This window comes from Streptomyces coeruleorubidus, assembly GCF_028885415.1.
GTDB lineage: Bacteria > Actinomycetota > Actinomycetes > Streptomycetales > Streptomycetaceae > Streptomyces > Streptomyces coeruleorubidus_A.
Genome location: NZ_CP118527.1, coordinates 8,981,063 through 9,003,676 on the forward strand (window position 1 = coordinate 8,981,063; position 22,614 = coordinate 9,003,676).

A 22,614-nucleotide genomic window follows, 5' to 3' on the forward strand; every position below is an offset into this window, starting at 1 on the left:
CATGCGGCGTGAACGAGTGGTGGTCCTGGCCCTGGACGGCGTGTACCCGTTCGAACTGGGCATCCCCAGCCGGATCCTCGGCGCGGCCGACGGCCGGTACGAGGTCCTGACCTGTTCGGTCGACGGCGGCCCGGTGCGCACCAACGCGGACTTCGGCGTCACCGTCGAACACGGCCCGGAAGCCCTCGCCACGGCCGACACCGTGGTGATCGCGCCCGTCGAGCCGGCCCGTCTCAGCGACGACGTGCCCGACAAGGTCCTGGCCGCGCTCGCCCTCATCCGCCCCGGGACGCGCATCGTCTCCATCTGCACCGGCGCCTTCGTCCTGGCCGCCGCCGGGCTCCTCGACGGGCGCAGGGCGACCACCCACTGGCAGGTCGCCGACCGGTTCCGGCGCATGTTCCCGCACGTCGACCTCGATCCGGACGTGCTGTTCGTCGACGATCACCCGTTCCTCACCTCCGCCGGAGCCGCCTCGGGCGTGGACATCTGCCTGCACCTGGTCCGCAAGGACCACGGCAGCCGGCTGGCCAACACCGTCGCCCGCCGCTGCGTGGTCCCGCCGTTCCGGGACGGCGGCCAGGCCCAGTACATCGAACAGCCCGTCCCCGAACAGGGCGCCGCGAGCACCGCGGCCACCCGCTCCTGGGCCCTGGAACGCCTCGGCGAACCGCTCACCCTTGCCGATCTCGCCGGCCACGCCCGGATGAGCCTGCGCACCTTCGCCCGCCGCTTCCACGACGAGGTGGGCCTCAGCCCCGGCCGCTGGCTGATCCAGCAGCGGGTGGCCCGGGCCCAGCATCTGCTGGAGTCCAGCGACCTCACCGTGGACCAGATCGCGGGCCGGGTCGGCTTCGCGACCGGCGCCTCCCTGCGCCAGCACCTGAACGCGGCCATCGGGGTCACGCCGCAGGCCTACCGCCGCACGTTCCAGACCGCTCGCTGACCCGGGCGCGACCCCGTGCCGCCCAACTGGGCAGACAGCAAAGCAATTTGCCGACGTGTTTCTTTCTGTCGGAGGGTGACCTGAACCCTCGCGTCGGGCGGGGGATGAGGTTGATCCTTGCGGGTCCAAACCCGATAAGGTTCCCATCAGCGCTGCGAGTTGAGGCGATCGCGTCCAGTCGACTCGCAGTGCGTACTCATGAGTGCGGTCCACCCCCCCCCGTTCGATCGTGTTGCTTCTAAGGATGCAGATGGAACTCGCCACTCCGCCACCGGCGGCGCGGGCCCCTGTCGCCTGGTACAGCTGGTGGTTGATGCCGCTGGGCTTGGGAGGCGGGACGGTTGCCGCCACGTTCATGAGCTCAGAGCGAATTACCGCGGCCGTCGCCGGTGTCGCGGCGACTGCGGCCGGTGCCGTATGCGTACGCCTGCTGCTGCGCGCACGGGCCCAACTGCACCGGGCGGAGGGCTCCTTCCGCACCACGCAGGCCGAGCACAACCAGCAGTGGCAGCAGCACGTGGCGGGCCTGGAACGGAAGTTCTCCGCCGAGCGCGCCACGCTGGAGTCCCAGCTCACCGAGCAGAACGCGGCCTACGAGCGGCGCCTCGCCGACCAGAGCGCCACGTACGAGTCGCAGCTCGCCGACCAGTCCCGGGCGTACGAGGAACGGCTGACCGAGCAGGCAAGGTCCTACGAGGCCCAGCTCGCCGACCAGGCCGAGGTCTGGCAGGAGCAGCTGTCCCACCAACTCGCCGCGGTCGCCCGGCTCGCCGACGAGCAGCTGCCCGACGCGATGGAGAAGCTGCGTTCCGGCGAGGCCATCGACGACGTCCTGCCGACCGTCAACCAGTGCGCGAAGGTCAGCGCCGACCTCCAGGCGGAGCTGCGCAAGCTGCTGCGCACCGCCCTGATAGGCCTCGAGGCGGAGTTCGACCGCTCCACCTCCGCCGAGCAGGCCGTGATCAGCATCGGCAACCGCATCCACGTGCTGACCAGCAAGCTCCGCGGCCGGCTGCACGAGATGCAGGGCGAGCACGGCAGGCTCCCGGCCGTCGCCCGCGGTCTGATGGAGCTCGACCAGGAACTCGGCCCGGCCGACTCGCTCGCCGCGAGCATCGGTGTGCTCGGCGGCTCGGACCGGCCCGGTCGGCAGTGGCAGGAGCCGCAGCGGCTGCTGAGCGTGGTCCGCGGCGGCATCGGCCGGATCAAGGACTTCCACCGCGTCCAGGTGCGCCATCTGCCCGAACTCGGCGTCGACGGCGGCCTGGTGGACCACCTGACGCTGATCTTCGCCCACCTCCTGGACAACGCGGCCCGCTACTCGCCGCCCACCGAGCCGGTGCTCATCTCCGGCAAGGAGGTCCCCAACGGAGTCGGCATCGAGATCCAGGACTCCGGCAAGGGCCTGAGCGAGGAGAAGAAGCGCGAGGCCGAGCACGCCCTCGCGGGTACGGCGCCCGGCGCCGGACTCGGCGGCATCACCGAGGACGCGAGCATCGGCCTGCGCGTCGTCGGCGCCCTCGCCCGCCGCTACGGCATCCGTGTCACCTTCGCGGACTCGCCGTGGCTCGGCACCTCCGTGGTGGTCGTGGTTCCGCACAAGTACTTCAGCCCGCTGCCCGCGGCCGCGACCACCCAGGCCGCGCCCGCCCCGGAGGCCCGCCCCGTCGCGGCCCCGGCCCGAGAGACGGTCACCGCACCGGAACCGGCCGCGGAGTCCGGGGCCGTGGAGACCACCCCCGGCGGACTGCCCCGGCGCCGCAGCAAGCGGAATGAGGCGGACGGGCCCAGGCAGGTCGAGCGGACCGACCGGAGCACCGTCTCCGCCGTTCCGCCGGATGCCTCCTTCTCCGGTCTGGCCGCCTTCGCCACCGCCGGACGCGACGCCCAAGAGACTGCCCAGGCGGCCGACGACCGCGGCACCCCCGCCGGACGCGAGTCCACAGAGCACCGCATCGAAGAGAGCGACTAGTCCTCATGACGCAGCAAGGAACAGATGTGAGCTGGGCGCTCCGCGATCTCGTCGAGAGCATCCAGGAGATCCGCTTCGCCCTGGTGGCCTCCAGCGACGGCAAGGCCATCACCTCCTACGGCGCCGAAGACCCCGACGACGTCGACCGCTTCGCCGCCGTGGTGGCCGGCCTCCAGGCACTGGCCCAGCCGGTCGCCGAGCAGTTCCCCAAGTACGCCGGGCAGCTGCGCCTCGCGATGATCGAGGTCGACGGCGGCCACCTCTTCGTCGTCCGCGCCGGTGTGGAGACCTACCTCGGTGTCCTTGCCAGGGAGGGCCTCGACCAGGGCCTGCTCGGGCACCAGATGAGGGACCTGGCCCGCAGGATGGGCGAGCTCCTCGGCACCACTCCGCGCCTGGAGGAGCACTCTGGATGAGTGCTCCCCGCAGGCCGTCCGACCCGTCCGGTCTCGAGCGCTACTACGTCCTCACCGGAGGGCGCAGCGGACCGGGCGGTTCGGCGTCGAGCCTCGACGTGGCGACTCTCGTCGTCGCCCGCGCCGCCCCGTTACCGGGCATGCAGCACGAGCACGAGGAGATCCTCCGCCGCTGCCGCGATCCGCTGTCGGTCGCCGAACTCGGCGCCCACCTCGGGCTGCCCTTCAACATTCTCGCCGTGCTGCTGTCGGACCTGCTGGACGCAGGTCGCGTCGAAGCCCGTAATCCCATCCCGGCACACGACGCCGGTCGCGGGCCCGACCTCGCGCTCCTTGAGGAGGTACTCAGTGGACTTGAAAGGCTTTGACCAACCCGGAGGGCGGGCGGCCGGGGACACCCGCTCGGTGAAGGTGATGATCGCCGGCGGGTTCGGCACCGGGAAGACCACCATGGTCCGGTCGGTCAGCGACATCAAGCCGCTCACCACCGAGGAGACCCTCACCCAGGCCAGCGTCGGCGTCGACGATCTCATCGGCGTCGCCGACAAGACGCAGACCACCGTCAGCCTGGACTTCGGCAAGATCAGCATCAACGAGAGCCTGGTGCTCTACCTGTTCGGCACGCCGGGCCAGGAGCGGTTCTGGTTCCTGTGGAACGGGCTGTTCAAGGGGGCGCTCGGCGCGATCGTCCTGGTGGACACGCGCCGCCTGGACTCCAGTTTCCGGGCGATCGAGGAGATGGAGCGGCAGGAGGTGCCGTTCGTCGTCGCGCTGAACGTCTTCCCCGACTCCAGGAACTACCCGGTCGAGGAGATCCGGGACGCCCTGGACATCCCCGAGCACACCCCCGTCGTGGCCTTCGACGCCCGCGACCGGGCCTCCAGCCGTGACGTCCTCGTCGCCCTGATCCACCACCTGAAGGAACGCTCGGCCGTGGCCTTGGAGCCCCGATGAACGATTCGACCGACCACACCCTCCAGGCCAGTCGGGGCTGCCCCGTCGCCCACCACGGGGCCGAGCTGACCCGGCTGTACGGACCGGAGGCGGCGACCGACCCGTCGGGCATCTACGAGCGGCTGCGCAAGGAGCACGGCTCCGTCGCGCCGGTCCTGCTGGAGGGCGACGTACCCGCCTGGTTGGTGCTGGGCTACCGCGACAACCGGCGGGTGCTCGACAACCCCCGCCAGTTCAGCCGCGACGCGCGGATCTGGCGGGACTGGCGGGAGGGCCGGATCGAGGAGACCTCGCCGATCATGCCGATGGTCGGCTGGCGCCCCGACTGCGTGTCCCAGGACGGCGAACCGCACCGCAGGTTGCGCGGCGCCGTCACCGACGGGCTGCAGGCGGCGGCCGTCCGGGGCATCCGGCGGCACGTCACGCACTTCGCGAACAAGCAGATCGACGCGTTCGCCGACGCCGGGCGCGCCGACCTCGTGGCCGACTACGCCGAGCAACTGCCGATGCTCGTGCTCACCAGGATGCTGGGCCTTCCCGCGGCGGACGGGCTACGCCTGATCGAGTCGTGCGCCCAGGTCTTCAAGGGCGGTGAGGGCGCCCTCGAGCACAACGACCAGATCATGCAGATCCTCGCGGAACTCGCCGAGCGCAAGCGGGCCGAGCCGGGCTCCGACTTCGCCACGGCCCTGCTGGAGCACCCGGCCGGCCTCGACCACGACGAGGTCGTCAGCCATCTGCGCCTGGTGCTGATCGCCGCGCACACCACCACCAGTAACCTGCTGGCCCGGGTCCTGCAACGGGTCCTCACCGACGCCGCCCGGCTGTCCGGTCTGGTCAGCGGGGAGCTGAACATCTCGTCGGTGGTGGAAGAGGTCATGTGGGACACCCCGCCGCTGTCCGTGCTGCCGGGCCGGTTCGCAACCGCCGACCTGGAGCTCGGAGGCCATCACGTCCAGGAGGGAGAACTGCTCATCCTGGGCCTGGCCGCCGGCAACCTCGACCCGGAGGTACGGCCCGACGCGGCCGTCGCCGTGCAGGGCAACCAGTCGCACCTGGCGTTCAGCGCCGGACCGCACGAGTGCCCGGGGCAGAACATCGGCCAGTCCATCATCGAGATCGGCGTGGACGTCCTGCTGCACCGGCTGCCGGACCTGCGCCTGGCCGTACCGCCGGAAGAACTCAGCTCGACCGCCTCCACGTGGGAGTCCCGGCTGGACAGCCTGCCGGTCGAGTTCGCCGTCTAGGCCACGCCGGCAGACCGTTGCCCGGCCGGTTTCCGGCCGGGCAACGCCGTGCGTGGGTGCAGGCGGTGGCTCACACGCCCAGCAGGTCGTCAACCGAGCTGCGTCCGGGGAGTTCGGCCGTGGCCACGGGGCACTCCTCGGTGGCGGCGTAGCGGCCGATGGTCCGCTCGACCTCGGCCTGGACGGCGTGGTGGAGGCCGTCGCCGCGCTGCGGGCGGCCACGCCGGTCTTGCGGTGCCGCGGCGCTGTCCTCTTCATCGCCCTTCAGCAGGGGCTGTTCGTGGCGTTTGCGGTGGGGGACGATCAGGCCGGTGTCGAGGTAAGCGCCGTCGCCGGGTACGGCCATGCCCTGGCAGTGCTTTCGCGTCCGCGGTGGGGCCGGGCACAGGCTGGGCCCTTACCACCACCAGGCGGGTGCGAGCAGGGCCCGAGCCTTCAGGATCGAGGCGTCAGCCGTCGAGCCAGTCTCCTGCGACGCCCGTGGGACGGTATCCCGTGGCGTTCCAGAGGAAATGCGGGTGGGCACAGCCGAACATGTAGGCGAGCAGTGCGGTGTCTTCCCTCCCGGTCTGAGGGGCGTGCAGGGTGTGGAACCTCTCGGATCCGACTACGCCGGCGTCTTGTTGGACATGACGGGCGCGGTCCGGCGACGGTGCGGCGCTGGATGCCTCCACGGCGGCGATGTAGGTGCGGCGCAAGATCTCCCATGTGCTGTCCGTGTTGCCGTACCACGGGCCGTGCAGTGCTTCGAAGGCATGGAGCTCGGCGTCGAAGAGGGGCCATGTCCGGGGGTATTGGGCTCGACAGCGTGCGGACAGCTCGGCGGTCCGGGTGCTCAGTGCTGGTGTGGTGGGCCGCGGGGCGATGGTGAGGGTGGTGCCGTGGGTGAGGATGCCGGTGCATGGGTTGGGCTGCAGGTCGCACAGCGGGCACTCCTCGGCCGGGGGGAGGCCCTGGGTGATGCCGTCGAACCACAGGGCGTGGCGGCCCGTGAGCCCCATCCAGACGATGGTGGTGGTCATCAGCCAGGTGTTCCACATCGGGCTGTGGGCCTCGGGCATGCAGCCGTACTTGACGAGGGCTATCGCGCAGGCAGCGTAGAGCGCCTTGGTGTGGGTGGGCATGTCGGCGAGCCAGAAGTTGCTGATCTCGCCGGTGAGGGCGTCGGCTCGTACATCGGCCATGTCGTCGATGACGCGGCACAGCAGCAGGGAGGCGAGGTTTTCTTCCTGCCAGAGTTCGGTGTCGGGGGCGACGTGCCAGAACAGGCAGTCCAGCATCTGCAGGGCTGAGTAGGTGCTCTGGTTGAGCGGGTTGGTCTGAGGGAGCATGACGCTGCCCGCGTCGTGCTGTTGGAGCCAGTACTCGTCGACGGATCGCTTGTGGGCTGCGAAGAGTCCGGAGACCAGAGCCCGTGCGCTGTTGGTACTGAAATTCTCGGCCAGGCGGCCTTCGACGTGTTGGGTGAGGCGCGTTGTGTCGATGGTGTCGATCACGCGTTTGTATTCGTGGAAGACGAGGATGTCGTCCTCGAAGCGGTGGCGGTGGCCGAGGTCTCGTTCGAGGTCGTTCATCTGGCGGGTCCAGGACCATCCACCGGTCAGGACGCTGTCGAGTTCCCGGCGGTATGGCCAGGTCTTGACGGTGAGGGGACGACCGGCGCTCTGCCGCCAACGGTAGTCGTCCAGCGTGCGTGCGGGGGGCGTGGGCAGCCGACGGCACAGAGGGCAGGCGCAGACGGTTGTCTGCTCCTCCTCGCGCGGCGGGGTGAGTGCCCGGCTCCTCCAGGCCCCTTCCAGCATCGTGCAGGTCAGTCTGCAGACCTCGATGTCGGTGCTGACTTGGGGGAAGGCTGCTTCGATCATGCGCAGGCTGGTGTCGAGGTGCCTCAACCTGGCGTAGCCCTCCTCGTCGGGAGGGAGGAACGCGGGCCGCGCCAGATGGAGGGCTCCCTCCACATGCAGCGTGGTGCTGGAGTGGGGGGAGCCGAATGCGTTCAGCCGCTGCTGAGCGGCGTTCTGGGACCTTCGGTACTGCTCCGTGCTCCCATCGATGTGTTTCACCAAGAGGGGGGCCAGGGTGTTCCCCGCCTCCGTGGGGTGGAGCTGGGCGCTTGGCTGCGCCGGGAGCAAGCTGTCGGCGGACGCCTTCGGAACAGCACCTGCGACTCGAGATTTCACACCGGTCTCCCAATGAGCTGTGGTCCTGGCAACGGAATCGATCGACCGTGGTCGTTGACCGGCCGTGTCCGGGAATCTTCTGTACTTTCCGCGACGGCCACGCCGGACAGCCGGACTCACGCGACCGGCTTTGGCTCCTGCTACGAACGACCGCGAGGGGCACGACTGCTGCGTTGACGGCACTCCTGCCGCAACGCGAGCACCTGCATCGCCGCCTCAGCTGTGTTGATCAGGAAGCACTCGCGGCCCGTCAGGTGTGGCGCGACCACTGGATCCGAGATGTGCTACTTCGCCCGAGGCGTGTGGGTAGCTGACAGGGGGGTCGAAGGGCAGGTCGAACCGGACGTCCTGAGGCATGTGCTTCCTTTCGGGAGACGGACCGCAGAGTCCTCCCACCCCTGCGAACGGACGGTGCCGTGACCGCCCGCACACTCGAACTGGGCTTCGCAGTCCGAAAGTTGAACCGAGAAGCGGTACGAGGCTGCCCACGACGTGAATGATCATTCCGTGACCCTGCCGTGATCTCCGTTACTGCCCGAAGCGCATGAGCTGCGTATACTCCCTCGTCCCTCACCCGGTACCGGCTTGTCCGCCGAGCCTCCGGAGGCCCGGAACGTCACACTGGTCGGAGTCCGTTCGACGACTCTCCGGGAGGCGCACCGACGATGATGTCCGCACCCGCACGCAGCGCTGAGCAGCGCACGAAGGACACCCTGCACCGTCTCGAACACGACGTGGACGCCTGGGTCGCCACGGCCGACGGCACGTCGGGGACGCCGTACCTCGTCCCGCTGTCGTTCCCTGGAACGGCTCGTACCTGCTGTTCGCCACCCCCGCGTCGAGCCCCACCGGACGGAACCTCGCCGCGACCGGCCGGGCCCGGGTGGGCATCGGGCCGACCCGCGACGTCGTCATGGTGGAAGGCGTGGTGGAGACCGTCCAGCCCGCCGAGCTGACCGAGCAGGACGCCGAACTCTTCGCCGCCAAGACCGGGTTCGACCCCCGCCGGCTGGCCACGCCGTACCTCTACTTCCGTGTCGTGCCGCAGCGGGTACAGGCCTGGCGGGAGGCCGACGAACTGGATGGCCGCGAACTCATGCGCGAGGGGCGGTGGTTGACGGCCGACTGAATCGGCCGGACCGGGATAACCGCAAGGTAGGGCCGCGGGGCACGACCGCCCCGCGGCCGGAATCCTGCGGAGGAGACATGGCACTGGTGAAAGCGGGTGTCCTGGTGCTCGACTGTGCCGAGCCCGAGAAGCTCGCCGTGTTCTACAAGGAGCTGCTGGACGGGGAGGAGGCGGACGCGACCGCCAACCGGGTGGAGATCAAGGGCGCCGACGGCTTCCGCATCGCCCTGCGACGGGACGTCAACGCGACCCCGCCCAGCTGGCCCCGCCCCGAGAACTCCCTCCAGGCGCACCTGGAGTTCGTGGTGGACGACCTCGACGCGGTGGAACGCCGGGTCGTCGCCCTCGGAGGCCGGCCCCTGGAGGCCAAGGAGGCCTCGGGCCCCCTGGAGGAGCGCGGCTACGCCGACCCGGCAGGCCACTCCTTCATTCTGCGGCGCACCCCGCCGACCGCACCCAAGCAGGGCTGACCCGGCCGGGGGTCGGCGGTCCCCGGCTCGGCGGGCGGCCACGGCGATGGACGCCGGCGGCGCGGCGGGGTCGTGCCCGGCGGCGCGCCGCAGCCAGGGCCCGGCTGAGGACACAGGCCGGCCTCGCCCGGCCGGGGCCGGGCGAGGCCGGGGCGCGCTGTCAGTCGCGGCCGCCCTTCTCCCCGGCCGGCCACGTGCCGGTGGAACGCTCGATGGCCTTGGCGCCCGCGCGGTCCACCGCGCTGCGCACCACGGCGAAGATGGCGCCCTGGACGGCGGCGGCCAGCAGGATCTCCCCCCAGCCGCGGTCCTTGTCCAGCGCGTCGGGCGCGTCCTCCTCGTTCCGGATCGCCATCCATGTCTTGCGGAAGGCCAGCCCGGCCAGCCAGCCGCTCGACCAGCCCAGCACGAACCCGAGGGGCTGGTAGGCGAAGGGAAGCTTCTTCTTCTTGGCCACGTGAATCTCCTTGCTCGGTGAGGGTGGGTGGAAGTGGTGGTCAGGGTGTGCCCGCGGCCGGGACCCGCTCCTCGGCGCGGACCGGCCCGGGCGGCGTGCCGTCACCGAACGGCCGGCCGCCCAGTTCCTCGCGGTGGTGCGGGGTCAGCCAGCCGGACAGGTCCGGGCCCAGCGGCACGACGCGGGTCGGGTTGATGCCCGTGTGCACCTGGTAGTAGTGGCGCTTGATGTGGTCGAAGTCGACGGTGTCGCCGAAGCCGGGCGTCTGGTAGAGGTCCCGGACGTAGCCCCACAGCACCCGGTTCTCCGTCAGCTTCCAGCGGTTGCACTTGAAGTGGCCGTGGTAGACCGCGTCGAAGCGGACCAGCGTGGTGAACAGCCGGATGTCCGCCTCGGTGATGGTGTCGCCGACGAGGTACCGCTGCCGCTCCAGCCGCCCGGCGAGCAGCTCCAGCCGCCGGAACACGCCCGCGCAGGCGGTCTCGTACTCCTGCTGCTCGGTGGCGAAACCCGCCCGGTACACGCCGTTGTTGACGTCCTCGTAGACGTCCGCCATCACCTCGTCGATCTCGTCGCGCAGCTTCTGCGGGTACAGGTCGGGCGCGCCCTCCCGATGCAGGGCCGTCCATTCGGTCGCGAGGTCGAGCGTCAGCTGCTGGTAGTCGTTGGTGACCAGCTTCCCGCTGGGCACGTCCACGACGGCCGGCACGCTGACACCGCCGGGGTAGTCGGTCTCCCGCCGGTCGTAGGCCTCACTCAGACAGCGGATGCCGAGGACCGGGTCGCGGTCGTCCTCGTCCAGCGTGAAGCGCCAGCTGCGGTCGTCCTGGATCGGGTCGGCGACGGCCAGGGACAGCGCGTCCTCCAGGCCGAGCAGCCGCCGGGAGACCAGCGACCGGCTCGCCCACGGGCAGGCTCGGCTGACGACCAGACGGTAGCGGCCGGCCTCCACCGGCCAGCCGTCCCGGCCGTCGGCGGTGATCCGGTCCGTGAAATGCGCCTTGGACCGCTTGAACGCCCTCCTCCCGTAGGCGCTGTTGCCGTCGTCGCCGTCGTCGCGGCTCATGGGGATGACCTCCTTCGGCGTACGTGTGGCCTGCTTGTCGTGCGTGTGCCCTGGTGAACGCGTTCCCCTTTTTCCGCCGACGGCACGGTGTGAGCACCGCCGACCGGGGCAATCGGCGTGGGTGAGTGAAGAAGGATCTGATCGGAGGACACGCGTCACCGTGCTGGTGGCGCTCGCTGCCAATCTCGTGATCGCGGCGGCCAAGGCGGTCGGCGGCCTGGCCGCGGGATCACCGGCGCTGCTGTCGGAGGCGGCCCACTCGGTGGCCGACAGCCTGAACGAGGTGTTCTTACTGGCGGCGCTGCGCCGCAGCCGCCGCCCCGCCGACCGGCGTCACCCCTTCGGCTACGGCAAGGAGCGGTTCTTCTGGTCGCTCCTCGCGGCCGTCGGGATCTTCGTCATGGGCGGGTGCTTCTCCTTCTTCCAGGGCTTCGAGGCCCTGGCGAGCGGAGGGGAGGAGAAACTCGGCGGCTATGTCGCCGGCCTGATCGTGCTCGGTATCGCCCTCCTCGCGGAGGGCGCCTCTCTGCTGCGCGCGCTGTACCAGGTGCGCCGGCAGGGCGGCACGGGCGCCGGGCTGCGCGACCCCGCCCTGCGCACGGTCGTCGCCGAGGACGGCACCGCGGTGCTCGGCGTCACGCTGGCCATCGCCGGTATGGCGCTGCACATGGTCACGGGCCAGGTGGTGTGGGAGGCGTCCGCCTCCCTGTCGATCGGCGCGCTGCTGGTCTACGTCGCCTACCGGCTGGGCCGTGACGCCCGCGACCAGCTGATCGGCGAGGCGGCCGACCGGGAGGCGAGCGGGCGGATCCGGGAGCTGCTGTGGGCACAGCCCGAGATCGACAGCGTGGAGGCGCTCTTCACCATGAAGACGGGCCTCGACTCGGCCCTCGTGGCCGCCCGCGTGGATCTCGTGCCCGGCCTGGACAGCGAGCGCGTCGAGGACGTCGCCGTCCGCATCAAGCGCTCCATCGCCCGAACGGTCCCCGAGGCCGACCAGATCTTCCTCGACGTCACCGACCGTCGTGCGCAGGAGGCAGCAGAAAGCCCCGCCGCGACGGGGGAACGCGGCGGGGCCTGACCCACGCGTGCCCCGTCGCCGACGCTTCATGCAGCGCCCCGGAGAAATTTTTCGCCGACCATCCCGGACAGGGGGTCGGCTTGGCTTCTCCGGCCCGCCCCGGGAGGTCGTCGTTCCGGGGCGGGTCCAGGTGATCGTCGTTTCCGGCGGGCCCATGCGGTCGTCGTTCCGGGCGGGCCCGGGTGGTCGTCGTTCCGGACGGGTCCCGAGGGAGGGACGAGGGGGCGCGCCCGACGTCCCGGGCGTCGGCGGACGGGTGGTGGCCGCTTCACTCCTGCGGCCGGAGGCATGGCACCTGGGCGGCGGACCGCTGCCGGCCCGCCCGAAGGGCTTACCCGCACCCGGCCGGAATCAGCCCGAGGCGCGCCCGAAGCCCCGGGGACTCACCCGCCGTCAGCCGGCTCCAGCACGAACACCGGTATCTCCCGGTCCGTATTCCTCTGGTAGTCGGCGTACGCCGGATACGCCGCGACGGCGCGTTCCCACCACTCGGCCTTCTCCTGGCCCGTGACCTCACGGGCGATCATGTCCTGCTTCACCGGACCGTCCTGGAGCTCCACGTGCGGATCGGCCTTGATGTTGAAGTACCAGACCGGGTGCTTGGGTGAGCCACCGAGGGAGGCGACCGCGGCGTAACGCCCCTCGTGCTCCACCCGCATCACCGGTGTCTTGCGCAGCTTGCCGCTCCTGGCACCGCGTGAGGTCAGGACGACCACCGGCATCTTCGAGCCCTGGAGGGTCGTCCCCTCCGTGCCGCCGGAGCTCTCGTACAGTTCCACCTGCTTGCGCACCCACTGCGTCGGGCTGGGCTCGTACTCGCCCTCGAGAGGCATGGCATCCGTCCCATCGTCGCGTCTCGGCTGACCGGTTCCCGACTTCAACACCGGTACGCCCGCGAATCATCCGCACCACGACACATCCCGGCCGGGTCGCGCACCTCACCCCGGTGCCACCGCCATCCGCACGGCCAGGACCGTCATGACCCCGCTCGCCACCAGCGCCGTCGCCAGCCGGCCCCGGTGGCCGGTCAGCGCCCGCCCCAGCAGGGCTCCGCTCCCGGCGAGCAGCACCTGCCAGCTCGCGGAGGCCGCGAAGGCGGCGAGCACGAAGACGCCCTGCTCCAGTGGGCCGGCCGGGCCCGTCGCCTGCGAGCCCAGCACGAGCGCCGCGAAGTAGATCACGGTGGTGGGGTTGAGCAGGGTGATACCGAGCAGCCCCAGGTAGGCCCGGGCGGGCCCCGGGGGAGCGGGGGCCGTCCGCGTGGTGAGCCGGTGGCCGCGGTACTCGCGCACGGCGGTGACCGCGCCCCACGCCGCCAGCGCGAACAGCACCAGGACACACACCCACCGCAGCGGCCCGAGCACCGGCCGCAGCGCGCCGGCCAGGGCCGTGCCCCCGAGCGTGGCCGCGAGGGCGTACAGCCCGTCGGCGGTGGCGACGCCGAGCGCGGCGCAGACACCGGTGCGCAGGGACGTGCGGGCGGTGAGCGAGACGAGGTACGTCCCGACCGCGCCGACGGGGATCGCGATGCCGTACCCGGCGAGCAGCCCCGCGACGAGCGCGGCCGTCATGACCGCGGCGGCGTCGGCCCTCCACAGCGGCCGGACCGCCGCTGTCGGCGCGCGGCAGGAGCGACGGCGGACAGCGGCGGAAGGACGGCGAACGTAGGCATGGCTGGATCCTGGGCCATGTCCCCTCCCACCGACAACCGGTTTTCGAACCAGCGTCGGCGCACCTCCGCTTCCGCGCCCAGCTCTCCCAACCCGGCCTCCGACGCCCGGCGTTCGAACAGGAAGACGGCATTCCTCGGCCAAGTTGCCGCCGCCACCGATCTGGCCGAACTTCGCGTCGCCTCATAGATGCCCGAGGCATCTAATGAAGATCGGCACGACGCACACTTCGTCTGCGAGGTCTCCATGACGGAAACGACCGCACCCGTCGCCTACCCCCAGAGCCGGACCTGCCCCTATCAGCCGCCCGCCGCCTACGACCCGCTGCGGGGCGAGCGCCCCCTGACCCGTATCACCCTCTTCGACGGCCGTGAGGCGTGGCTGGTCAGCGGGCACGCGACCGCACGCGCGCTGCTTGCCGACCCGCGCCTGTCGTCCGACCGCAGCCGTCCCGGCTTCCCCTTCCCGACGCGGCGATTCGCCGGGATCAAGAACCGCAGGACGGCCCTCCTCGGCGTCGACGACCCCGAGCACCGCACCCAGCGGCGGATGGTGGTCGGCGACTTCACCCTCAAGCGGGCCGTCGAACTCCGGCCACGGATCCAGCAGATCGTGGACGAACGGCTCGACGCGATGATCGCCCAGGGCCCGACCGCGGACCTGGTGAGCGCCTTCGCGCTGCCCGTGCCGTCCATGGTGATCTGCGCCCTGCTCGGCGTCCCGTACGCCGACCACGACTTCTTCGAGTCCCAGTCACGACGGCTGCTGCGCGGCCCGGAGACCGCCGACGTGGAGGACGCGCGCGACCGGCTGGAGTCGTACTTCGGCGAGTTGATCGACCGCAAGCAGCACGACCCCGGCACCGGCCTGCTGGACGACCTGGTCCACCGGCAGTTGCGCGACGGCGCGCTCGACCGCGAGGGTCTGATCGCCCTGGCGCTCATCCTGCTGGTCGCCGGCCACGAGACGACCGCCAACATGATCTCGCTCGGCACCTACACCCTGCTCCAGCACCCCGAGCGGCTCGCCGAGTTGCGCGCCGACCCGGGGCTGCTGCCGGCCGCGGTCGAGGAACTGATGCGGATGCTGTCGATCGCCGACGGCCTGCTGCGCCTGGCCGTCGAGGACATCGAGGTGGCCGGGACGACGATCCGCAAGGGTGACGGCGTGGTCTTCGCGACCTCCGTCATCAACCGCGACGAGACGGTCTACCCCGACCCGGACACGCTCGACTGGAGCCGCCCCGCCCGGCACCACGTCGCCTTCGGCTTCGGCATCCACCAGTGCCTCGGCCAGAACCTCGCCCGCGCCGAACTGGAGATCGCCCTGCACACCCTCTTCGACCGGCTGCCCACCCTGCGCCTGGCCGCTCCCGCCGAGGAGATCCCCTTCAAACCGGGCGACACGATCCAGGGGATGCTGGAACTCCCCGTGACCTGGTAAGAAGCTTCCGTCATGCACATCGACATCGACAAGGACGTCTGCATCGGTGCGGGCCAGTGCGCCCTGACCGCCCCGGACGTGTTCACCCAGGACGACGACGGCTACAGCGCCCTGCTGCCCGGTCAGGAGGACGGCGGCGGCAGCCCGCTGGTGAGGGAGGCGGCCCGGGCCTGCCCGGTGAGCGCCATCACCGTCTCCGAGACGGTGGGCTGACACCGGATCACGCGATCTCCAGGAGCAGCCGGGCCGCCTCGCGCGCCTCGGCCGCGGGCTCGGCGCTCCTGGTGACACCTGCCGTGACCATGGCACCCTCGGCGAGCAGGAACAGCTGCCCGGCCAGCGCGCCGGGCAGCCCCGCCGCGTCGACGAGTGAGCCGAGGTAGTCCCGGAAGGCCTGCTTGTGCGCGCGCACCTGGCCGGCCACGCGCGCGGACGTCGCGCCCAGTTCCCCGTACGCGTTGATCCACGCACAGCCCCGGAACCCCGGCTCGCCGAACCACCGGCCCAGCCAGTCGAACACGGCCAGGATCCGCTCCCGCGGCTCCCCGTACTGCTCGACGTACTCGGCCAGTCGCCCCCGCCAGCGCGCGTCACGCCGCTCCAGGTACGCCTCCACCAGCTGCTCCTTCGCCGGGAACAGCTGATAGAGCCGCTTGAGCGAGACCCCGGACGTGCCGCGGACGTCGTCCATGCCGACGGACTGCACGCCCCGCCCGTAGAACAGCTCCTCGGCGGCGTCCAGCGCCCGCTCCCGGGCCACTGCGCTGTCCATGTACGACCACTCCTTGACGCGAGAACGAGCGTTCTCCTACGGTAGCAGCCGCTGCGGAGAACGCTCGTTCTCCACTGTCGATCAGGGAGGACCCATGACCGACCGCCCGCCGCTGCCGCCCTTCACCCGGGACACCGCCGCACAGAAGGTCCAGGCCGCCGAGGACGCCTGGAACACCCGCGAGCCGCACAAGGTCGCCCTCGCCTACTCGGAGGACTCCGTCTGGCGCAACCGCGACACCTTCGTCACCGGCCGCGCCGAGATCGCCGAGTTCCTGACCCGGAAGTGGGAGCGCGAGCAGGAGTACGCGCTGCGCAAGGACCTGTGGGCCTTCGACGGCAACCGCATCGCCGTCCGCTTCCAGTACGAGTGCCGGGACACCGAAGGCCGGTGGTGGCGTTCCTACGGCAACGAGCTGTGGGAGTTCGACGAGCACGGCCTGATGACCCGCCGCGAGGCGAGCATCAACGACGTACCGATCGAGGACCGGGAGCGCCGCATCTTCGGCCCTCGGCCGGACTCGGAGTGGGGAGCCACGTTCCCCGTCCGGTGAACCCCGCGGAGTCACTAGGGTTTCCGGGATGACGGAACAGTCCGCCCGGAAGCCCTTCCTCTACGTCGTCGTCTGCGCCGCCGGCATCGCCGCGGACGTCAGCAAACTGATCACCGCCGCGCAGGAGCGCGACTGGGAGGTCGGTGTCATCGCGACGCCCGTCGCCATGAACGGCTTCTTCGACACCGCGGCCGTCGAGGCACAGACGGGCCGCCCGATCCGGTCCGCCTGGCGCACCCCGGGCGAGCCGCGCCCGTTCCCGGCGCCCGACGCCGTCGTCGTCGCGCCCGCCACCTTCAACACCGTCAACAAGTGGGCGGCCGGCATCGCCGACACCCTCGCCCTGGGCACCCTGTGCGAGGTCGCCGGGCTCGATGTGCCGATCGCCGTCCTGCCGTGCGTGGCCGACGCGCTGGCCTCCCACCCCGCCTACCGGGACAGTCTCCAACGGCTGCGGGGGATGGGCGTACGGTTCGGGCAGCCGTACACCGGAGAACCGGACCAGGACGGTGGGAGGCCGGAGTTCGGCTGGGAACGGGCGCTGGACCTGGTCGAACGCGGCTGACGGTCAGGAGCAGCCGACCGTGGGCCCCTCCACCATGCCGCCGGTGCACGAACCGCGCACTGCCGTCGCCCTGTTCGCTGTCGCGGTACACCCGGTACGTCAGCGTCGTCGTGGTGCCGGGCGTAGGGTGCGCCGGTCGCTGACGGCGGCCCGCTGACCTTCCGTGCCGCGCAGGACCCCCGCCGGTGCGCACAGCGTCAGGATCCTGAGTGTCCTGCGTCGTGCCGCCACGGCGTCCTCCCGTTCGCACCGACCGGCCGGGCACCGGTCACCCGCGCCGAGGACGCGTCGGCGGTCCCGCCGGCCGGCCGCTCCCACGCCGGTCGGTCACCTGGGGCAGCAACGATGACGGTCCGTCAGCCGGTGCCGCTCGGCTCGCCTTCGAGTGCACACGAGCACGTACGCTCCGTCTGGAACACTCCCGAAGGCAGGAGCAGCAACGATGCAGTACGTGAAGCTCGGTTCGACGGGCCTGGACGTCTCCCGGATCTGTCTGGGGTGCATGACCTACGGCCTGCCGGACCGCGGCAGTCACGAGTGGACCCTCGACGAGGATGCCTCGCGCCCGCTGATCCGGCAGGCCGTCGAGGCGGGGATCAACTTCTTCGACACGGCGAACGTCTACTCCGACGGCACCAGCGAGGAGATCGTCGGCCGGGCCCTGCGCGACTTCGCCCGCCGCGACGAGATCGTGCTGGCGACGAAGGTGCACGGCAGGATGCGGCCCGGGCCCAACGGCGGCGGACTGTCCCGCAAGGCGATCATCAGCGAGCTCGACCAGAGCCTCACCCGCCTCGGCACCGACTACGTCGACCTCTACCAGATCCACCGCTTCGACCCGCACACCCCGGTCGAGGAGACGATGGAGGCCCTGCACGACGTCGTCAAGGCGGGCAAGGTCCGCTACATCGGGGCGAGTTCGATGTACGCCTGGCAGTTCTCCAAGGCCCAGTACACCGCCCGGCTGAACGGCTGGACCCGCTTCGTCTCCATGCAGAACCACTACAACCTCCTCTACCGCGAGGAGGAGCGCGAGATGCTGCCCCTCTGCGCGGACCAGGGCGTCGGCGTGCTGCCCTGGAGCCCGCTCGCCCGCGGCCGCCTCACCCGCGACTGGGACTCCACGAGTGAGCGCGGCGCCACCGACCCCTTCAGCAGCAACCTCTACCCGGAGGGCGACCGCACCATCGTCGAGGCGGTCACCCGCATCGCCGGGGAGCGGGACGCGCCCCGCGCCCAGGTCGCCCTCGCCTGGCTGCTCCACCAGGACACGGTGACGGCCCCGATCGTCGGAGCGTCGAAGCCGCAGCACTTGGCGGACGCCGTGGCAGCGGTGGAGCTGGAGCTCAGCGACAAGGAACTCGAGGAACTGGAGCGGCCCTACACGCCGCATCCGATCGCCGGTCACTGAAAGCAGGGGTGCCTTTCCCGCGGAGCGCTCAGTGGGGCCCCTGCGGCGCGAACTCCGTCCCGCAGGGGCCCGCCCCCTCACTCTCCGGCAACTCCACCCTCGCCCCGTTCATCGTCAGCGTCCGGTAGAACCCCCCGATCCGCTCCGCCGACCGGCCCACGTAGTGCCCGATGAACGACCGCCGGAACCGGTCAGACGTATGGTTCGGCTGGGACCCGTGCACCAGACTGCCGTTGAAGAACAGAACATCCCCCGGCTCCATGTCCACCGGCACGGCGGCCAGGCCGGGCGGCGGCGGAACGTACTCCCGGGCGAACGACACCCCCGCATCCGCCTCCTCCGGACAGAACAAGTCCATCCTGTGCGTGCCCGGCACGACCTCCAGCCCGCCGTTCTCCCGGTCGATCACGTCGCAGGCCAGCCACGCCGCCACACACGTGCCCGGCTCCACCCGCAGGTAGAAGTTGTCCTGGTGCAGTGCCTGACCCCGGGCGCCCGGCGGCTTGAAGTAGAACATGCTCTGCGCGGCCAGGACCTCCTCCCCGAGGAGCTCCTCCAGCACCGCCCGCAGCCGGGAGTCCAGCAGGACGTCGCGAGCGAGGTCGTTGATCTCGTGCGGGTGCATCACCCGCGGCCAGACGTGCAGCGGATCGGCGCCCGGCCCGGACGCGCGCGGCTCGAAGTGCCCGGGAACCGGGCCGGCCGCACGCAGCGCCGAGAACTCCCCGCACAGCCGCTCGGTCTCGTCGGCCCCGAAGAGCCCGCGCACGACCGTGAAACCGTCCTCCTCGAACCCCTCCCGGTGCCGCCGGAGCCCGGCAGGGTCCAGGATGGAAGCGCCGGCGGCGCCATTGCCCGTGACTGTCATGAACGCACTCCTCGGTCAGTGGTCCCAGGCACGACACGCTAGGCCACCGAGCCACCGAGGAGGATGCCCGTGCGTGCTGACGGATTGCCCGGCACTGCTGAGCACGGCCACGACGGGGACCCCGCGCCGCCGCCCGGCCTGGTCGTGCTCGGCCACTTCGACCAGCTGCCCGGATACGGCGTCAACCGGCCGCGCGGCTCCGCGAGTTGGCTCTTCACCTGGACCACGGGAGGCCGGGGGCGACTCTGGCAGGGCGGGGTGCAGACCTCGGCCGGCGCGGGCCACCTGGTCGTGCTCGCCCCGGGTGCCCCGCACGGCTACGCGGTCGAGCCCGGCGCCCGGCGCTGGCGGTTCTGGTGGGCGCACTGCCAGGCCCGCCCGTCGTGGGCCGCTTGGCTGCGGCCGTACGACGCCGGCGACGGGGTGTACGTGGTCACCTCCGCCCCGGCCGGAGTGCACGGCCGTGTCGAAGCGGCGTTCCGGCGGATGCACGCCGACGCCCGCCGGCCCGGCGCCGGGGCACCGCCCGACGCGGCGGCCCCGGACGGGCAGATCGCCGTCGCGCACGGCAGTGCCGCCCGCGAACTGGCGCTGTGCGCACTGGAGGAGATCGTCCTCCTCACCACCGCAGGTGCCCGGCCGGCGACCGCCCGTGTCGGCCTCGACCCACGGATCCACCGGGCCCAGGAGCTGATCGACGCCGACCCGGGCGCCCCGCACACGGTCCGCTCGCTGGCCGGGCAGGTCTCCCTGTCGCCGTCCCGCTTCGCTCATCTGTTCAGCCGTCAGCTCGGCCAGTCTCCCATGCGCGCCCTGCGCGAGGCGCGGCTGCGTCACGCCGCCCGGCTGCTGGAGGCGACCGGCCTGCCCGTGGAACGCGTCGCCACGGCCTCGGGTTTCGCCAGCCCGTTCCACTTCAACCGCGTCTTCCGCGAGCGGTACGGGACACCTCCCGGGACGTACCGGAACGCGGTTCACGGCGGCCCGCGGGACTGAGCAGCGGTGGGGTCATTGGTTCCGGAGGAGTCCTCGAAAGAGTCATGCCGGGAAGGTCCGAGGGTGTGAGCTGCTGTGCAGGCGGCAGTTCAATGGTTTCCGGGCGACGCCCGTAGCCGGGCGGAAAGGCGTCGCAAAAAACAGAACGGACAGCACGGAAATCCCTTTTGCGCTGCACCTTGACACTTTGTCAAAGGTCCTGGCCGCGTACGCAATGCACGAAACGGCGAGATCCCTTGTTCCCTGTCGCTGACCTGTGTAAAGGTGTGGCTTGTCGGCGTTCGGACAAGACGCCATTCTTCGTATGCGCGAGGCCACCGGGCCGGCATACCCCTTGGTATGGACTTTCTTCCGCATGTCCTTGAGAGGAATGCAGCCGTGAACGACGCAGGCCCGTCGAATTCTCCGGGTCCGGCCCGCAGGATCGGCGCGACGGACGAGCAACTGAGCGCCGAGCTCAGGAAGTGGACAGGGGCGACCCCCGCGCTTCACCCCGTCGGCGAACTGCTGGACCGGCACTGGGAGGCGGCCTCCGCCTACGCCCGGCTGTGCACCGACGGTCCGCGTTCCGCCGGAATACTCACCACCGCCGCATTCACCCGGATCTTCGGCGAAACCCTGCGCCAGAACGGCCCCACCTCCGCGTGGCGGCCCCACCTGCTCGTCACCGTGCGGCGTATCGCGGCCGAGTGGGCCACCGATCACAGACGCGACATGCTCCACCCGGAACTGCTGTCCGGGGCCGGCGAGGGGGAGCGGGTGGCCGCCCGGCTGCTGCCGCAGCAGCACCGGCGCCTGCTGTCCGGCGCCTTCCAGCGGCTGCCCCAGTCCGCGCGCTGCCTGCTGTGGCACGTCGAGGTCGAGGCCGAACCGCTCACCGTCCCCGCCGGGTTGCTCGGCCTGGACGAGGAGGGCGCCCGCGTCGAACTGGGCCGGGCCCGTGACCGGCTGCGCGAGGAGAGCCTCCAGCTGCACCGCGAACTCGCGCCCGACGAGGAGTGCCGGCGCTACCTGCGCCTGCTCGACGTCACGTACCGGCGTGGCGCCCACGACATCGACCCCGATCTACGCGCGCATATCCAGGGCTGCGGGCACTGCGCCGCTACCGCGGACCAGCTCGACCAGTTCAACCACGGGCTCGGTCTCGCCCTGGCGGAGGGCGTGCTGGGCTGGGGCGGGCGGGAGTACGCTCAGAGCAGACCGAGCGCCGCCGCGGAGAGCGACGCGACCGACGCCCCGGTGCCCGGCGCGGAGCCGGCCGCCGCGGAGACCGGGCTCCCCGGGGGTGTGGCCGGTGAGGCCTTCCCCGACCCCGTGGTCCTCGCGGGCATGGTCGGGGAGTCGTTCACCGACCCGGTCGGCACGCCGGCCGCGCCACCCGCCCCCGACACAGGGGAAGCAGCGCAGGCTCTGGCCCACGACGGCTTCCCCGCCCCGCCCGACGCCCCGCCGGCCAGTGGAACCACCCCTGGCCCGCGTGCCGAAGGCCCCCGCGCAGCGGCCCGCAGGTCCGCGCACAAGGCGGCCCGCCGTGCCGCCCGCCGCCGCAACCTCACCGCGGGCATCCTGACCGTCAGCGGCCTGGTCGTCCTCCCGCTCGTCGTGTGGTCCCTGGGCAACTCGGGCGAGGGCACTCCGCAGGCCGGTGCGGGCCGGCCCTCAAAGACGCCCGGCTCAGGTGCGGGCGAGTCGACGAGCGACTCCTCCTGGGCCGGGGCGGGCGACGCCGAGAAGGGCGCCCTGCGGGGCCGGCTGCGCAACGTCGCCTCCGGACTGTGCGTCGGCATCGAGGGCGACAAGGCCGTCGAGGGCGCGGAGGCAGAGCTGACCACCTGCTCCTCGGCCGCCGTCCAGCAGTGGACGTACGAGACCGACGGCCTGCTGCGCAACGGCGCCGGCCCCGACCTGTGCCTGGACTCGCACCTCGGCTACTCGGTCCGGCTGGCCCCCTGCACGGAAGCGTCCCGGCCGGAGACCAAGAACATCCGCTACGACTTCACCCTCCAGGGTGCCCTGGTGCCCCGCTGGGACCAGGACCTCGCCCTGGCTCCGGCCGCGACCGACGGCTCGGGAGCCCTCGTCCTCAAGGCCCGGGCGGACGAGGAGGGTCAGCGCTGGGCGATCGACACCTCCAAGGCGGATCTCCAGTTGGAGGTCGTCAACTGGAGATCCGCCGCCCCGGCGCCGCGCCCCACGCCCACATCCACGCCCTCGAAGACGCCCACGGCGACACCGACACCGACCCGGTCCGCCACCACGTCGACGGCACCGCAGTCGACGCCGACCAGTGCGCCCCCCTCCGAATCGCAGTGCTACGGCTACCACTGCGACGGGGACGGCCAGTACGGCTACCCCGGTTATGGCTACGGGTACGGCGGCTACGGTGACGGCGGAGGCGGCCACCGCTGACCGGACGCG

General features: G+C 71.4%; 22 protein-coding genes and 2 pseudogenes. 16 read left to right on the forward strand and 8 right to left on the reverse strand.

Annotation, left to right across the window (positions count from 1 at the left end; translation table 11 throughout):
- Position 1 precedes the first annotated feature (1 nt).
- The 6 genes from PV963_RS41295 to PV963_RS41320 all read left to right on the forward strand — a co-directional run bounded on the left by PV963_RS41295 (position 2) and on the right by PV963_RS41320 (position 5,535).
- Complete coding sequence (locus PV963_RS41295) at positions 2-946, forward strand: GlxA family transcriptional regulator (protein WP_274821569.1); 945 nt, start codon at positions 2-4, stop codon at positions 944-946.
- A 250-nt stretch (positions 947-1,196) separates the two neighbouring features.
- Positions 1,197-2,918: an ATP-binding protein gene (locus PV963_RS41300; RefSeq protein ID WP_274821570.1), complete on the forward strand. Its 1,722-nt coding sequence runs from the start codon at positions 1,197-1,199 to the stop codon at positions 2,916-2,918.
- Positions 2,919-2,923: 5 nt separating this feature from the next.
- On the forward strand, positions 2,924-3,334 hold the full coding sequence (locus PV963_RS41305; RefSeq protein WP_003994857.1) for a roadblock/LC7 domain-containing protein: 411 nt from the start codon (positions 2,924-2,926) through the stop codon (positions 3,332-3,334).
- The gene (locus PV963_RS41310; RefSeq protein WP_078650896.1) at positions 3,331-3,702 is read left to right on the forward strand and encodes a DUF742 domain-containing protein; all 372 of its coding nucleotides are present in this window, start codon (positions 3,331-3,333) and stop codon (positions 3,700-3,702) included. The genes PV963_RS41305 and PV963_RS41310 overlap by 4 nt, the downstream gene beginning before the upstream one ends.
- Entirely contained in the window at positions 3,683-4,288 is a 606-nt protein-coding gene (locus tag PV963_RS41315) for a GTP-binding protein (RefSeq protein ID WP_274821571.1), read from the forward strand. The genes PV963_RS41310 and PV963_RS41315 overlap by 20 nt, the downstream gene beginning before the upstream one ends.
- Positions 4,285-5,535 (forward strand): cytochrome P450, encoded by a 1,251-nt coding sequence (locus PV963_RS41320; RefSeq protein ID WP_274821572.1) that lies wholly within the window; start codon positions 4,285-4,287, stop codon positions 5,533-5,535. The genes PV963_RS41315 and PV963_RS41320 overlap by 4 nt, the downstream gene beginning before the upstream one ends.
- Positions 5,536-5,710: 175 nt before the next feature.
- Here the strand turns inward: PV963_RS41320 and PV963_RS41325 are convergent.
- Positions 5,711-5,957: pseudogene (locus PV963_RS41325) on the reverse strand (IS5/IS1182 family transposase); the annotation flags it as partial.
- A gap of 27 nt (positions 5,958-5,984) precedes the next feature.
- Entirely contained in the window at positions 5,985-7,598 is a 1,614-nt protein-coding gene (locus tag PV963_RS41330; RefSeq protein ID WP_274821574.1) for a hypothetical protein, read from the reverse strand.
- A gap of 782 nt (positions 7,599-8,380) precedes the next feature.
- Here PV963_RS41330 and PV963_RS41335 point away from each other — a divergent pair.
- Positions 8,381-8,844 (forward strand): annotated as a pseudogene (locus tag PV963_RS41335) (pyridoxamine 5'-phosphate oxidase family protein).
- A gap of 77 nt (positions 8,845-8,921) precedes the next feature.
- Entirely contained in the window at positions 8,922-9,314 is a 393-nt protein-coding gene (locus tag PV963_RS41340) for a VOC family protein (RefSeq protein WP_274821575.1), read from the forward strand.
- Between the two features lie 160 nt (positions 9,315-9,474).
- Here the strand turns inward: PV963_RS41340 and PV963_RS41345 are convergent, their stop codons facing one another.
- Entirely contained in the window at positions 9,475-9,771 is a 297-nt protein-coding gene (locus PV963_RS41345; protein WP_086565167.1) for a DUF4235 domain-containing protein, read from the reverse strand.
- 40 nt (positions 9,772-9,811) lie between these two features.
- Positions 9,812-10,837, reverse strand: coding sequence for a glutathione S-transferase family protein (locus PV963_RS41350; RefSeq protein WP_274821576.1), 1,026 nt, complete (start codon positions 10,835-10,837; stop codon positions 9,812-9,814).
- 160 nt (positions 10,838-10,997) lie between these two features.
- On the opposite strand from PV963_RS41350, the gene PV963_RS41355 reads away from it, so the two are divergent.
- A complete protein-coding gene (locus tag PV963_RS41355; protein ID WP_425540993.1) occupies positions 10,998-11,918 on the forward strand; it encodes a cation diffusion facilitator family transporter in 921 nt (306 codons plus the stop codon).
- Between the two features lie 383 nt (positions 11,919-12,301).
- On the opposite strand, the gene PV963_RS41360 is transcribed toward PV963_RS41355, so the two are convergent.
- Both PV963_RS41360 and PV963_RS41365 read right to left on the reverse strand, forming a co-directional pair.
- A complete protein-coding gene (locus PV963_RS41360) occupies positions 12,302-12,751 on the reverse strand; it encodes a nitroreductase family deazaflavin-dependent oxidoreductase (RefSeq protein ID WP_274821577.1) in 450 nt (149 codons plus the stop codon).
- 105 nt (positions 12,752-12,856) lie between these two features.
- Positions 12,857-13,489 carry a LysE family transporter gene (locus PV963_RS41365; RefSeq protein ID WP_274821578.1) on the reverse strand — a complete coding sequence of 211 codons (633 nt, stop codon included), beginning with the start codon at positions 13,487-13,489 and terminating at the stop codon, positions 12,857-12,859.
- 345 nt (positions 13,490-13,834) lie between these two features.
- Here PV963_RS41365 and PV963_RS41370 point away from each other — a divergent pair, with 345 nt between their 5' ends.
- Both PV963_RS41370 and PV963_RS41375 read left to right on the forward strand, forming a co-directional pair.
- Positions 13,835-15,031 (forward strand): cytochrome P450, encoded by a 1,197-nt coding sequence (locus tag PV963_RS41370; RefSeq protein ID WP_274821579.1) that lies wholly within the window; start codon positions 13,835-13,837, stop codon positions 15,029-15,031.
- Between the two features lie 12 nt (positions 15,032-15,043).
- Positions 15,044-15,244: a ferredoxin gene (locus PV963_RS41375; protein ID WP_274821580.1), complete on the forward strand. Its 201-nt coding sequence runs from the start codon at positions 15,044-15,046 to the stop codon at positions 15,242-15,244.
- A 7-nt stretch (positions 15,245-15,251) separates the two neighbouring features.
- Here the strand turns inward: PV963_RS41375 and PV963_RS41380 are convergent, their stop codons facing one another.
- The gene (locus PV963_RS41380) at positions 15,252-15,803 is read right to left on the reverse strand and encodes a TetR/AcrR family transcriptional regulator (RefSeq protein ID WP_274821581.1); all 552 of its coding nucleotides are present in this window, start codon (positions 15,801-15,803) and stop codon (positions 15,252-15,254) included.
- Positions 15,804-15,897: 94 nt separating this feature from the next.
- Between PV963_RS41380 and PV963_RS41385 the strand changes: the two genes are divergently transcribed.
- From PV963_RS41385 to PV963_RS41395, 3 genes are all read left to right on the forward strand, one after another.
- Entirely contained in the window at positions 15,898-16,356 is a 459-nt protein-coding gene (locus PV963_RS41385; protein ID WP_274821582.1) for a nuclear transport factor 2 family protein, read from the forward strand.
- Between the two features lie 28 nt (positions 16,357-16,384).
- Positions 16,385-16,921, forward strand: a complete 537-nt coding sequence (locus PV963_RS41390) for a flavoprotein (protein WP_274821583.1) — start codon at positions 16,385-16,387, stop codon at positions 16,919-16,921.
- A 442-nt stretch (positions 16,922-17,363) separates the two neighbouring features.
- Positions 17,364-18,332, forward strand: a complete 969-nt coding sequence (locus PV963_RS41395; RefSeq protein WP_274821584.1) for an aldo/keto reductase — start codon at positions 17,364-17,366, stop codon at positions 18,330-18,332.
- 28 nt (positions 18,333-18,360) lie between these two features.
- On the opposite strand, the gene PV963_RS41400 is transcribed toward PV963_RS41395, so the two are convergent.
- Positions 18,361-19,200: a phytanoyl-CoA dioxygenase family protein gene (locus tag PV963_RS41400; protein ID WP_274821585.1), complete on the reverse strand. Its 840-nt coding sequence runs from the start codon at positions 19,198-19,200 to the stop codon at positions 18,361-18,363.
- Between the two features lie 63 nt (positions 19,201-19,263).
- Between PV963_RS41400 and PV963_RS41405 the strand changes: the two genes are divergently transcribed.
- Positions 19,264-20,196, forward strand: coding sequence for a helix-turn-helix domain-containing protein (locus tag PV963_RS41405; RefSeq protein ID WP_274821586.1), 933 nt, complete (start codon positions 19,264-19,266; stop codon positions 20,194-20,196).
- Positions 20,197-20,574: 378 nt separating this feature from the next.
- Positions 20,575-22,605, forward strand: a complete 2,031-nt coding sequence (locus tag PV963_RS41410; RefSeq protein ID WP_274821587.1) for an RICIN domain-containing protein — start codon at positions 20,575-20,577, stop codon at positions 22,603-22,605.
- Positions 22,606-22,614 lie beyond the last annotated feature (9 nt).